General features: G+C 72.7%; 12 protein-coding genes. 5 read left to right on the top strand and 7 right to left on the bottom strand.

All coding sequences use genetic code 11. The features are described 5' to 3' along the window. The first annotated feature begins 27 nt into the window (after positions 1-27). Together VKA29_RS10825 and VKA29_RS10830 are read left to right on the top strand one after the other, a co-directional pair. Positions 28-603, top strand: coding sequence for a DUF485 domain-containing protein (locus VKA29_RS10825; RefSeq protein ID WP_324785128.1), 576 nt, complete (start codon positions 28-30; stop codon positions 601-603). Beyond that, complete coding sequence (locus tag VKA29_RS10830) at positions 600-2,192, top strand: cation acetate symporter (RefSeq protein ID WP_324785129.1); 1,593 nt, start codon at positions 600-602, stop codon at positions 2,190-2,192. Before VKA29_RS10825 ends, VKA29_RS10830 begins: the two co-directional genes overlap by 4 nt. A 162-nt stretch (positions 2,193-2,354) precedes the next feature. On the opposite strand, the gene VKA29_RS10835 is transcribed toward VKA29_RS10830, so the two are convergent. Then, positions 2,355-3,050 carry a response regulator gene (locus tag VKA29_RS10835; protein ID WP_324785130.1) on the bottom strand — a complete coding sequence of 232 codons (696 nt, stop codon included), beginning with the start codon at positions 3,048-3,050 and terminating at the stop codon, positions 2,355-2,357. Positions 3,051-3,217: 167 nt separating this feature from the next. On the opposite strand from VKA29_RS10835, the gene VKA29_RS10840 reads away from it, so the two are divergent. The 3 genes from VKA29_RS10840 to VKA29_RS10850 all read left to right on the top strand — a co-directional run bounded on the left by VKA29_RS10840 (position 3,218) and on the right by VKA29_RS10850 (position 6,041). Next, positions 3,218-4,033, top strand: a complete 816-nt coding sequence (locus VKA29_RS10840; RefSeq protein ID WP_324785131.1) for an ABC transporter ATP-binding protein — start codon at positions 3,218-3,220, stop codon at positions 4,031-4,033. Continuing rightward, positions 4,023-4,889: an ABC transporter permease gene (locus VKA29_RS10845; RefSeq protein WP_324785132.1), complete on the top strand. Its 867-nt coding sequence runs from the start codon at positions 4,023-4,025 to the stop codon at positions 4,887-4,889. Before VKA29_RS10840 ends, VKA29_RS10845 begins: the two co-directional genes overlap by 11 nt. A gap of 90 nt (positions 4,890-4,979) precedes the next feature. Next, positions 4,980-6,041, top strand: a complete 1,062-nt coding sequence (locus VKA29_RS10850; RefSeq protein ID WP_324785133.1) for an ABC transporter substrate-binding protein — start codon at positions 4,980-4,982, stop codon at positions 6,039-6,041. 53 nt (positions 6,042-6,094) lie between these two features. Here VKA29_RS10850 and VKA29_RS10855 read toward each other — a convergent pair whose 3' ends face one another. The 6 genes from VKA29_RS10855 to VKA29_RS10880 all read right to left on the bottom strand — a co-directional run bounded on the left by VKA29_RS10855 (position 6,095) and on the right by VKA29_RS10880 (position 11,649). After that, positions 6,095-6,775, bottom strand: a complete 681-nt coding sequence (locus tag VKA29_RS10855) for a response regulator (protein ID WP_324785134.1) — start codon at positions 6,773-6,775, stop codon at positions 6,095-6,097. After that, the gene (locus VKA29_RS10860; RefSeq protein WP_324785135.1) at positions 6,772-8,475 is read right to left on the bottom strand and encodes a sensor histidine kinase; all 1,704 of its coding nucleotides are present in this window, start codon (positions 8,473-8,475) and stop codon (positions 6,772-6,774) included. Before VKA29_RS10860 ends, VKA29_RS10855 begins: the two co-directional genes overlap by 4 nt. A 194-nt stretch (positions 8,476-8,669) precedes the next feature. Then, positions 8,670-9,644: a sucrase ferredoxin gene (locus VKA29_RS10865; RefSeq protein WP_324785136.1), complete on the bottom strand. Its 975-nt coding sequence runs from the start codon at positions 9,642-9,644 to the stop codon at positions 8,670-8,672. 21 nt (positions 9,645-9,665) lie between these two features. After that, positions 9,666-11,000, bottom strand: coding sequence for a citrate synthase (locus VKA29_RS10870; RefSeq protein ID WP_324785137.1), 1,335 nt, complete (start codon positions 10,998-11,000; stop codon positions 9,666-9,668). Between the two features lie 88 nt (positions 11,001-11,088). After that, positions 11,089-11,328 carry a hypothetical protein gene (locus VKA29_RS10875; protein ID WP_324785138.1) on the bottom strand — a complete coding sequence of 80 codons (240 nt, stop codon included), beginning with the start codon at positions 11,326-11,328 and terminating at the stop codon, positions 11,089-11,091. Between the two features lie 81 nt (positions 11,329-11,409). Beyond that, positions 11,410-11,649, bottom strand: a complete 240-nt coding sequence (locus VKA29_RS10880) for a hypothetical protein (RefSeq protein WP_324785139.1) — start codon at positions 11,647-11,649, stop codon at positions 11,410-11,412. Between the last annotated feature and the right edge of the window lie 33 nt (positions 11,650-11,682).

Consider the following 11,682-nt stretch of genomic DNA (forward strand, 5'->3'; position numbering starts at 1 on the left):
AGGTTCCCGGTCTGTCCATGCTGGGGCATGCAGTCAAGCAACGGTCCCACCCGCGCAGGCGGGGACATCGCCGGAAGTCCGGCCGCACACGACGACGACCACGCCCCGCCGGCGGCAGCGGCGCCCGCGGGGGTGCGGTACGACGACCCGTGGTACGACGCACTCCCCTCCGGCTGGGGCGAGTCGGCCGGAGGCGGCGTACCCGTTCCCGCGCGGGCTGCCGGGGCGCCGGGCCGCACGGGCGTGGCGGGAGCGCCGGAGGCGGCCGCTCAGGCCGACGTCTACCTCCAGGTCCAGCGCGGCGCGGCCTTCCAGGAAGTGCGGCGCCGGTACCGCAGGTTCGTGGTGCCGGGCGTCGTCGTCTTCCTCGCCTGGTACGTGGGCTACGTCGTGACGGCGACGACCGCCCCGGCGCTGATGGCGCGGCCGGTGGCGGGATCCGTGAACGTGGGGATGGCCGCGGGACTCGGGCAGTTCCTCAGCACCTTCCTGCTCGCCTGGGCCTACGCCCGGCACGCCCGGCTGCGCAGGGACCGGCCGGCACTCGAACTGCGCTGGGACACGCAGGAGCTGACGCGCGGCGCCCGAGGGGGTGCGCGGTGACGGACCATCACCAGACGCTCGCGCTGTCGCTGTTCAGCGCGTTCGTCGCGGTCACCCTGGGCATCACCACGTGGGTGAGCCGCCACCGCCACGGCTCGGCGGAGGAGTTCTACGCCGGAGGGCGCCTCTTCTCGCCGATGGAGAATGGTTTTGCCATCGCGGGCGACTACATGTCCGCCGCGTCCTTCCTGGGCATCTCCGGTCTCATCGCGCTGTTCGGCTACGACGGGCTGCTGTACGCGGTCGGCTTCCTCGTGGCCTGGCTGGTGGTGCTGTTCCTCGTCGCCGAACTGGTGCGCAACTGCGGGCGGTTCACGCTCGCCGACGTGGTGGCGGCACGGATGAGCGAGCGGCCGGTGCGGATCGCGGCGGGCACCTCCTCGGTCACCGTGTCCGTTCTGTACCTGGTGGCGCAGATGGTGGGCGCGGGCAGCCTGGTCGCGCTGCTGCTCGGGGGCACGAGCGGGGCCGCGCGGTCCTGGACCGTGATCGGAGTCGGCGCGCTCATGATCGTCTACGTGTCGTTGGGCGGGATGCGGGCCACCACCTGGATCCAGATCGTCAAGGCGGTACTGCTGCTCGGCGGGACGCTCGTGCTGACCGCGCTGGTCCTGGCGCGCTTCCACGGCGACTTCGACCGGCTCCTGCTGACCGCGGCCGCGCGCAGCGGACACGGCGAGGCGTTCCTCGCGCCGGGGCTGAAGTACGGCGGGGACTGGACCGCCCGCCTCGACTTCATCAGCCTGGGACTCGCGCTGGTCCTGGGCACCGCCGGGCTGCCGCACATCCTCTCCCGCTTCTACACCGTGCCGACCGCCCGCGCGGCCCGCCGTTCGGTGCTCTGGGCGATCGGGCTCATCGGCGGCTTCTACCTGATGACGATCGTCCTCGGCTTCGGCGCGGCGGCGATCGTGGGCCCGGACGCGGTACGCGGCTCGAACGCGGCGGGCAACACCGCGGTGCCGCTGCTCGCCCTCGATCTCGGAGGCGGCGCCGACTCCACCGGCGGAACGGTGCTCTTCGCCGTGGTGGCCGCCGTCGCCTTCGCCACGATCCTCGCCGTGGTCGCCGGGATCACCCTCGCCTCGTCGGCGTCGGTGGCCCATGACCTGTACGCGTCCCTGCGCCGCCGCGGCGGCAAGCCGCGCAGTGAGGTCGCCGTGGCACGGGTCGCCGCGGTCGGCATCGGCGTCCTCGCGATCGCCCTCGGACTGCTCGCCCGCGATCTGAACGTCGCCTACCTGGTGGGCGTCGCCTTCGCCGTCGCCGCGTCGGCGAACCTCCCGGTGCTGCTCTACTCGCTGTTCTGGGCCGGATTCACCACCCGGGGCGCCGTGTGGTCGGTATACGGCGGGCTGGTGCCCGCGCTCGTGTTCGTCACCCTCTCGCCGGTGGTGTCGGGCAGCCCGGAGTCGTTCTTCCCGGGCGTCGACTTCCAGTACTTCCCGCTGCAGAACCCCGGCCTGATCTCGATCCCGCTGGGCTTCCTGGCGGGCTGGCTGGGCACGGTCACCTCCGCGGAGGTCCCGGACGAGGCCAGGCACGCGGAGACCGAGGTGCGGTCGCTCACGGGGGCGGGAGCCGTCTGACGCGGGGCCTCGGCCCGGCGTGCGGCGGGCGCCGGTTCCTCGCCGGCGCCGGCCGCACGCCGGGCGCCGGTTCCTGGCGCCACCGCCGGCCGGCGGCGGCGCCCGCGGCTGTCGCGGGGCGTCGGTGGCGTGCGCGGCTGTCGCGGAGCGTCGCGCGCCCGGCTACGGAGCCACCCAGGCGTAGAGGTGTTCCGGGCGGCCCGTGTCGCCGTACCTGAGGGACAGCCGGAGGCGGCCGGCCTGTTCGAGGTGGCGGAGGTAGCGCTGGGCGGTGGAGCGGCTCAGGCCCGTCTCGGCGGCCACCTCGTGGGCCGAGAGCGGGTGCCCGGCGCCGTGCAGGACGCGGCAGATCAGGTCGGCCGTCGGCTCCGAGTGGCCGCTGGGCAGCCCGGGCGACGACGACGGCGCCGGCGCGGTCCGCAGTGCGCCGAAGATCCGGTCGACCTGTTCCTGCCCGGCGATCCCGCGGCCGCCGACCCGGTCTACCGTCCGGCGCAGGGCGGCGTACGAGTCGAGGCGGGTGCGCAGGGCGGCGAAGGTGAACGGCTTGACCAGATAGTGCAGGGCGCCCAGACGCATGGCGGCCTGCACGGTCGCCACGTCGCCGGCCGCGGTGATCATGATGACGTCGGTGCCGTGGCCCTGCTCCCGCATGCGGTGGGCGAGTTCGAGGCCGGTCTGGTCGGGCAGGTAGTGGTCGAGCAGGACCAGGTCGATGGGCCCTCGCTGCACGGTCGCCAGGGCCTGGGCGGCGCTGTGCGCGCGGGCGGCCACCCGGAAGCCGGGAACCTTGGCCACGTACCTCGCGTTGATCTCGGCGACGCGGAAGTCGTCGTCCACGACCAGGACGTCAATCATCGGGCCTCTCTCCGTTCAAGGCCAGGCGGGCATCGTGTCAAGCCCGTGTTTCGGCTCCGCTGTTGTAACGCGAGCAAAAAGAGCACAACAGGCTGTTGCAGGCAAAAGAACGGCATGCGCACAGAAGGCTCCTGCTGTGACCCGGGCCACCTCTACCGTCCCCGGCCATGAGCCCAGACAACAGCCCCGCCATTCATCTGCGGGGCGCCAGCAAGATCTTCAAGACCCCGTCGGGGGGTCTGCACACGGCTGTCCGAGACCTCGACCTCACCGTCGGGCGGGGGGAGTTCGTGGCGGTCGTCGGACCCACCGGCTGCGGCAAGTCGACCACGCTGACCCTGGTCAGCGGGCTGGAAGAGCCCACCGAGGGTGAGGTCCTGGTCGCCGGGGAGCCGGTCCACGGCGTCGGCGACAAGGTCGGTTTCGTCTTCCAGCAGGACGCCACCTTCCCCTGGCGCACCGTCCTGTCCAACGTCATGGCGGGGCCGCGTTTCCGTGGCGTGCCCAAGGCCGAGGCGAAGCGGAAGGCGCGCGAGTGGCTGGCCCGGGTCGGTCTCGCGGCCTTCGAGGACCGCTATCCGCACCAGCTCTCCGGCGGCCAGCGCAAGCGCGTCGCGCTCGCCGCCACCTTCGTCAACGACCCCGAGATCCTGCTGATGGACGAGCCGTTCTCGGCGCTCGACGTGCAGACCAGGGCGCTGATGTCGGACGAACTGCTGGAGCTGTGGGAGGGCACCGGCGCCTCCGTCGTCTTCGTCACCCACGACCTGGAGGAGTCGATCGCGCTGGCCGACAGGGTCGTCGTGATGACGGCCGGGCCCGCGACCGTCAAGCACGTCTTCGACATCGACCTGCCGCGGCCCCGCAAGGTCGAGTCGGTGCGCCTGGAGCCTCGGTTCATCGAGATCTACCGCGAGATCTGGGAGTCGCTGGGCGAAGAGGTCCGCATCACCCGCGAGAGGGGTGCCGCGCATGTCGCCTGAGGTCCTCACCACACCGGTCGTCGACACGGTCAAGGCCGCCCCGGGCCGCGCGCACTCACGCGCGCGTGCCGCCCGCAGACGCAAGATCGTCGTCACGGCGTCCCGCGTGCTGCTCCTGATCGCCTTCCTCGGCGTGTGGGAGGCGCTCTCCCGGGCCGAGGTCATCGATCCGTTCAACTTCTCGATGCCGTCGAAGATCTGGGACCAGATCCACACCTGGCTGACCCACGGGACGGCGCTCGGCTCCCTGGGCGAGCAGATCTGGTTCACCCTGCACGAGGCGCTGCTGGGGTGGGTCATCGGTGTCGTCGCCGGCGTGGTCTTCGGCATCGCGCTGGGGCGGATCGCCTTCCTCGCCGACATCCTCGGTCCCTACATCAAGGTGCTCAACTCGATCCCCAGGATCGTCCTCGCGCCGATCTTCGTGATCTGGTTCGGGCTCGGACCGGCCTCCAAGGTCGCCTCCGCCGTCGTCCTGGTGTTCTTCCCGGTCTTCTTCAACGCCTTCCAGGGCGCCCGGGAGGTCGACCGCAACCTGGTCGCCAACGCCCGCATCCTCGGTGCGAGCGACCGCAGGGTGACGCTTCAGGTCGTCATCCCGTCCGCCACCTCCTGGATCTTCACCAGCCTCCACGTCAGCTTCGGCTTCGCCCTCATCGGCGCCATCGTCGGCGAGTACATCGGCGCCACCAAGGGCATCGGCCTGCTCGTCGCGCAGTCCCAGGGCACCTTCAACGCGGCCGGGGTGTACGCCGCGATGGTCATCCTCGCCGTCGTCGCGCTCCTCGCCGAGGGGCTGCTCACCTTCGCCGAACGCCGCATCTTCCGCTGGAAGGCGTCGGGTTCCGACGGCTGAACGCCCTCCGACGCGCACCTCGAACCCCCCTCTCCTTCTGCTCCTCCTGCTTCCTCCGCGCACCGCTCTCTCACAAGGACGTGAACCACCATGCGTACCAGCGTCAGATACGTCTCCCTGGCCGCGGCCGGCCTGCTCGCCCTGTCCTCCCTCACCGCCTGCGCCAATGACGCGGCGGGCAGCGCCTCCGCCGGCTCCGGCGGAAAGGGCGACGGCAAGGGCACCAAGGTCAAGATCATGGTCGGTGGCCTGGACAAGGTCATCTACCTGCCCGCGATGCTGACCCAGCGGCTCGGCTACTTCGACGCCGAGGGACTCGACGTGGAACTGCTGAGCGAGCCGGCCGGCGTCCAGGCGGAGACCGCGCTCGTCTCCGGCCAGGTCCAGGGCGCCGTCGGCTTCTACGACCACACGCTCGACCTGCAGACCAAGGGCAAGTCCGTGGAGTCCGTCGTGCAGTTCTCGCACGCGCCCGGCGAGGTGGAGATCGTCTCCCAGAAGCGGGCGGGCGACATCACCTCGCCCAAGGACTTCAAGGGCCGCAAGCTCGGCGTCACCGGCCTCGGCTCCTCGACCGACTTCCTCACCAAGTACCTCGCGGTCAAGAACGGCGTGCGGGTCGACCAGTTCACGCCGGTCGCCGTCGGCGCGGGACCGACCTTCATCTCGGCCCTCCAGAAGGGCGCCATCGACGGCGGCATGACGACCGACCCGACCGTCGCCACGATCCTGGACAAGAAGGCCGGCAAGGTGCTCCTCGACATGCGGACGCCGGAGGGATCCCAGGAGGCGCTCGGCGGCCCGTACCCGTCGTCGAGCCTGTACATGCAGACGGACTGGGTGAACAGCCACAAGGACACGGTCCAGAAGCTGGCCAACGCCTTCGTCAAGACGCTCAGGTGGATGTCCACCCACAGCTCGTCCGAGATCGCGGACAAGATGCCCGCCGACTACTCGCAGGGCAACAGGGTCCTCTACGCCGCCGCCATCGAGAGCACGCTGCCGATGTTCACCAGGGACGGCGTGATGCCCGCCGACGGTCCCGCAACGGTGGAGAAGGTGCTCAAGGCGTTCAACCCCAACATCAAGAACGCCAAGGTGGACCTCGACAAGACGTACACCACCGAGTTCGTGGAGAAGGCCGCGGACTGAATCCGTACGCACCGGGGGCACGGTCCCTTGCCCGCCCCCGTCCGGCCGCGCTCTCAGACGCGGGCCGCCCACACGTAACGGTGTTCCGGGCGGCCCGCGTCGCCGTACCTGAGGGTGAGCCGGGCCCGCCCGGTGCGCTCCAGCAGCTTCAGGTACCGCTGGGCGGTCTGCCGGCTCACCCCGGTCCGCTCGGCGATCTCCTGCGCCGACAGCGGGACTTCGGCGTTCATCAGGCAGCGGCGCACCAGGTCGGCGGTGGCGGGGGAGTGCCCCTTGGGCAGCCCGGGCTCCGAGGGGGCCGACAGCGCGCCGAAGATGCGGTCGACATCGGCCTGCTCCGCCTCGCCCCCGCCGTCGAGCGTGCGGCGCAGCCGCGCGTACGCCTCCAGTTTGGTGCGCAGGCCCGCGAAGGAGAACGGCTTGACCAGGTAGTGCAGCGCGCCCTGCCGCATCGCCGCCTGCACGGTCGACACGTCCCGGGTCGCCGTCACCATGATCACGTCCGCCCGGTGGCCGCGGCGGCGCATCTCCCGGACGACCGCCAGGCCCGTCTCGTCGGGCAGGCAGTGGTCCATCAGGACCAGGTCGAGGCCGGGCAGCGCCTCCAGCCGACGCAGCGCCTCGCCCGCGCTGTGCGCCTCTCCGGCCACGTGGAAGCCCGGGACCCGCTCCACGTAGGCGGCGTTGACCCGGGCGACCCTGACGTCGTCGTCCACGACCAGGACCTCGATCATCGTGACTCCTCCTCGACGGGCTGGTCCGTCCTGACGGGGTACCGCTCCTCGACGGGGCGGGCCCCGGTCGCGGTCGGCGCGGGCTCCGGTTCGGCCAGCGCCTCGGGCAGCACCACGGTGAACTCCGCGCCGCCGCCCTCGGCCTCGGTCACCGTCGCGCTGCCACCCTGGCGCTCGGCCAGCCTGCGCACGAGGGAGAGCCCGATGCCGCGCTCCCGGTGCGCGGGCGGCTCCTTCGTGGACCAGCCCTCGGTGAAGATCAACTCGCGTTGTTCCGCGGGAATTCCCGGCCCGGTGTCGCGCACCCTGAGCACGGCCGTACGGCCCTCGCAGCGCAGCTCGACCTCCACGCGCGCGTGGGGCGTGCCCGCGACGGCGTCGAGCGCGTTGTCGACCAGGTTGCCGACGACGGTGACGAGTCCCCCGGGGTCGATCAGCCGGTCCGGCAGCCGTGTCCGGTCCGAGATCCACAGGGCCACCCCCCGCTCGGCGGCGACGGTCGCCTTGCCGACCAGCAGGGCCGCGAGCAGGGGATCCCGGATCTTCTCGGTGACCTGCTCGGAGGTGGCACGGTGGTCGCCGACCACCTCTCCGACGAACTCCACGGCCTCGTCGTACATCTCCAGTTCGAGCAGCCCCAGCAGGGTGTGCATGCGGTTGGCGTGCTCGTGGTCCTGGGCGCGCAGCGCGTCGATCAGACCGCGCGTGGAGTCGAGCTCCCGGCCGAGCCGTTCCAGTTCGGTCCGGTCGCGCAGGGTGGCGACCGCGCCGCCGTCGTCGGTGGGCATGCGGTTGGCGACCAGGACGCGACGGCCGCGCACGGTGAGCAGATCGGTGCCCGTCACCCGGCCCGCCAGGATGTCGGCCGTCCGCCCCTCGCCGAGCACCTCGTCGGGAGACCTGCCCACGGCCTCGTCGCCGATGCCCAGCAGGCGGTGCGCCTCGTCGTTGAGGAGGCGCACCCGGCCCGTGCGGTCCAGCGCGACGACGCCCTCCCGGATGCCGTGCAGCATCGCCTCGCGTTCCGCGAGGAGTCCGGAGATGTCGGAGAAGGCCAGGTCGTGGGTCTGCCGCTGGACCCGGCGGGAGACCAGCCAGGCGGCCAGCGCGCCGACGGCGAGCGCCGCTCCGGCGTAGGCGAGCAGCTCGGGTATCGCGCCGAGGAGCCGGGCGCGGACGCTGTCGTACCTGATGCCGACCGACACGGCCCCGACGACGTGGCCCGCGTCGTCGTACAGCGGCACCTTGCCGCGGGCCGTGCGGCCGAGGGTGCCGACGTCGATCGCCATGACCTCCTCGCCCGCCAGGGCCTCGCTGGGGTCGGTGGAGACGATGCCGCCGATCTGCCCGGGGTCGGTGTGGGACCAGCGCACGCCCCGCCAGTCCATCACCACGACGTACCGGGCCCGGGTGGCCTTCCGGATCCGTTCGGCCTCCCGCTGCACGGGCCCCTCCGGCGACGGCGGCGTGGTCTGCAGGTCCCTGACGATCCGCGGTTCCTGCGCGGTGGTCTCCGCGATCGACAGCGCGCGGCGCATCGCCTGGTCGTCCAGCTGCCTGCTCAGCGGAGCCAGGAACAACCCGGTCGCGAGCACCGCCACCCCCGCGGCGATCGCCACCTGCATCAGCAGCACCTGGGAGAACATCCGCCTGGGAAGGCCGAGACGCCGGCGTGGGGGAGGAGTGGGGCTGGGGCTCATGGCGACGACGGTACGTGGGCCCGCGCCGGCCGTCGTAGGGGTGCGGCGGGGATTTCCCGACCCTCTCCCGATCCCTCTCCCGATCCCTCTCCCGATCCCTCTCCCGGCCGTTTTCCCGAGCAAGCCCGCGATCCGCCCCGGGGCACTTTCCGGATCCCCGTGGACCGCGCCGGCCCACGGGTCGAGCCGCGAGGTCAGCCCGTCAGCGCCGGTGTCAGCTCGCGCACCGCCAGCACGTCCATGCGCGCGGGCGAGCCCAGAACCGGGGCCCCGCAGCTCTCCGGGCGGGGCGGCAGCGCCGCGCCCTGGGCCACCACGACGCGCCAGTGCCGCCCGTCGGTGTGGGCGACGGTCACCTCCCAGCGCGGCGCGGAGCCGTCCGTGCCCACGACGCTCTCCGTGCCCACGACGCTCTCCGTGCCCACGACCGTCAGGGCGTCCGCCGCGTCTTCGCGCGCGGCCGCGCGCACGGCCAGTTCGGCCGCCTGACCGGGCCGCTCCCACGCGGAGCTCCCGCGGCACCCCTCGACGACGATCCGCCCCTCCTGGACGCCCCGCAGGACCTCCTCGACGTCACCGGCCCGAGCGCGGCCGTAGGCGTATCCGTACGGCAGCACCAGCAGCGTGGGCGAGAAGCGGTGGCCCCCCAGGTGCGTGACCTCCCAGACACCCTCCGTCCCCGAAGCGGCGAGCTCGGCGGCGAGGGGGCGGCCGAGCAGCGCGCAGCAGCGGTCGCGCCTGCCGTTGGTGCAGACGAGCGCGAGCGGGGCGCCGGTGTGGGGCCGCGCGCCGAGCACCGAGTCGAAGGTGCGGTGCTCTCCCCTGCCGAGCGCGGCCAGGTCGAGGCCGAGCAGGTCCCGCGGATCGCTGGTGGTGGCGGAGTGCAGCCACGTCCTGCCCGGGACGGTGTGGGCCGCGTACACCCGGCGGGCGACGGCGGCGCCGCGGTCGGCGTGCCGTCCGGGGCGGCGGATGAGCGCCACGCGTACGCCCGTGCCCAGCGCGGCCGCTTTCAGGGCGCGGCCCACCGCGGGATCGAGGTGGCTGGAAGTGAGCGCCTCGGCGCCCCACGGGCCGGGCTGTTCGAGCAGCAGCCAGGTCCTCGCGGTGGCCGCGGTGCCCGCGACGGGCTCGTCGAGCTCGCGGGAGGCGGAGGAACAGATACTCACACAGGTGAGCCTAACCTGACTTCATCCCCGACGGCTTCCGGCCGTGCCGGTGCCGGCCTCCGTGCCCGGGCCCGTGTCCTGCTCGGGCAGCGGCTCCGGCAGTGGCTGGGGTGGTCGCGGACCGACGTAGTGGCCGCTCGGGCGCATCCGCAGGGGACGTTCGCCGTACTCCTCCAGGGCGTGCGCGATCCAGCCCGCGGTGCGGGCCACGGCGAAGATCGTCTCGCCCGCCGTGGCGGGCATGCCGCAGGAAGCGGTGAGGACGGCGAGGGCCAGGTCGACGTTGGCGTGCAGCGGGGCGTGGCGGGCGGTGGTGGCCACGACGTCGTGGGCGGCGGCGAGCGCGGGCGCGGCGTGCGGGACGTCCTCCAGGAGGTCGAACAGGACACGCGCGCGTGGGTCCTCGCCCGGGTACAGCCGGTGGCCCAGTCCCGGGATGCGGCGTCCGGCCCGCAGTTCGTCGGCGATCACCCGGCCCGCGTCGCCCTGCTCCAGCACCTCCAGCAGCAGCCGGTGGGCGCTCCCACTGGCCGCGCCGTGCAGCGGGCCTTCCAGCACGCCGAGCCCGGCGGAGACGGCGGCGTAGGCGTGGGCGCGGGCCGACGCGGCGACGCGTACCGCCAGCGTCGAGGCGGCGAGGTCGTGGTCGACGAGGAGGGCGAGCGCGGTGTCCAGGGCGCGCAGCGACGCCTCGTCGGCGTCCCGGCCGCTCAGCCGCGTCCACAGGCGGTGGGCGAGCGGGGCTTCGTCGCGGTGCCCGCCGTGCACCGGCGGCAGAGCGGCGACGAGCGTCGGGATGAGCGTGCGGGCCGTGCCGAGCACGGTCTCCTCGGAGAGGTCGAACCGCAAGGGGTCGGCGACCGCGGCGGCGATGGCGGCCACCCGCAACCGGTCGGTGGGGCCGGCGTGTTCGGGCAGCGCGTCGACGGCGCGGCGGGCGGCGGCGACGGAGGCGCCGGGCGCGCGGAAGGTGACACCGGGACGCAGCCGGCCCGTCCACAGCCACTCGGCGACCTCTTCGTAGGAGTGGCGGGTCGCCAGCCGGGTCGCGTTGACGCCCCGGAAGTAGTACCGGTCCGACTCGATGAGCGTGATCCGGGTCCGCACCGACAGCTCGCCGCCGGGGCCCGGACCCACCGCGCTCTCCCGCCGGTTGCGCCGCGCGAGGGCCTCCACCTCGCCCGCGTCGAAGCTGCTGCCCCGCCCGCCGGGCACGCGCCGGCTGCTGAGCTGCCCGCGGCTGACGTACGCGTACACGGTCTCGGGTTTCACCCCCAGCAGCTCGGCGGCTTCCTTGGTGGTCAGGCGCCGCTCGGGGTGCTCGGGGTGACCGGCGGGGGGCTCTCGATCGCGCATGGGGGTCACGGTATCGAGTGGACGGAAGGGCCCGGCTCCGCTGCCGGTGCCGGACCCTCGCCGTGGTCACAGCGCTGGGCTGTGGGTGTCAGGCGTGGGGGATGTCCTCTCGGGCACGGACGAGCGTCTCGCGGCTGATGACCACGATGCGTTCATCGTCCGCGCGAGCGGCGTCCTCGGGCAGTTGGCCCTCGAGTTCCGCGGTGGCCTCCCGGCCGATCACGGCGTAGTTGCCGTCGCTGAGTTCGAAGATGTCGGGACAGGACTGTCCCGACAGACTGCCTCGCGCGCTGGGAGGGGCGCCGATCCGGCGTACGATTGCGACCAATGTCTCGGCCTTTCATACGGTGCCGTTGAGGACCACACAACCTGACGGTGTCGCGCTTGCAAGCGTATGAGCCGGTTACGGCTACGTGTGGGGGATGTCCGCCTTCGCGTGGATGAGGGTCTCGCGGCTGACGACGACGATCCGCTCGTATGCGGCCCGGGAGGCGTCGGCGGGAAGTTCGGATTCGAGTTCTTCCGTCACGTCCGTGCCGATGACGGCGAACCTTCCGTCGGACAGTTCGAAAATGTCGGGGCAGTTGGCCCCGGTGACGCTTCCCCGCGCGGTGGGAGGGGTGCCGAGCCGACGGATGATCTGACTCACTGGTGGGACTTCCTTAATTTCGTCGAGGCTGGA

This window comes from Streptomyces sp. H51 (genome assembly GCF_035656535.1).
In the GTDB taxonomy this organism is placed as follows: Bacteria; Actinomycetota; Actinomycetes; order Streptomycetales; family Streptomycetaceae; genus Streptomyces.

What these genes read in the sequence shown, in the direction of transcription:
- VKA29_RS10855 (WP_324785134.1), bottom strand. Translation starts at nt 6,775, where the DNA reads ATGATCGAGGTCCTGGTCGTGGACGACGACGTCAGGGTCGCCCGGGTC.
- VKA29_RS10825 (WP_324785128.1), top strand. Translation starts at nt 28, where the DNA reads ATGCAGTCAAGCAACGGTCCCACCCGCGCAGGCGGGGACATCGCCGGA.
- VKA29_RS10860 (WP_324785135.1), bottom strand. Translation starts at nt 8,475, where the DNA reads ATGAGCCCCAGCCCCACTCCTCCCCCACGCCGGCGTCTCGGCCTTCCC.
- VKA29_RS10835 (WP_324785130.1), bottom strand. Translation starts at nt 3,050, where the DNA reads ATGATTGACGTCCTGGTCGTGGACGACGACTTCCGCGTCGCCGAGATC.
- VKA29_RS10870 (WP_324785137.1), bottom strand. Translation starts at nt 11,000, where the DNA reads ATGCGCGATCGAGAGCCCCCCGCCGGTCACCCCGAGCACCCCGAGCGG.
- VKA29_RS10850 (WP_324785133.1), top strand. Translation starts at nt 4,980, where the DNA reads ATGCGTACCAGCGTCAGATACGTCTCCCTGGCCGCGGCCGGCCTGCTC.
- VKA29_RS10845 (WP_324785132.1), top strand. Translation starts at nt 4,023, where the DNA reads ATGTCGCCTGAGGTCCTCACCACACCGGTCGTCGACACGGTCAAGGCC.
- VKA29_RS10840 (WP_324785131.1), top strand. Translation starts at nt 3,218, where the DNA reads ATGAGCCCAGACAACAGCCCCGCCATTCATCTGCGGGGCGCCAGCAAG.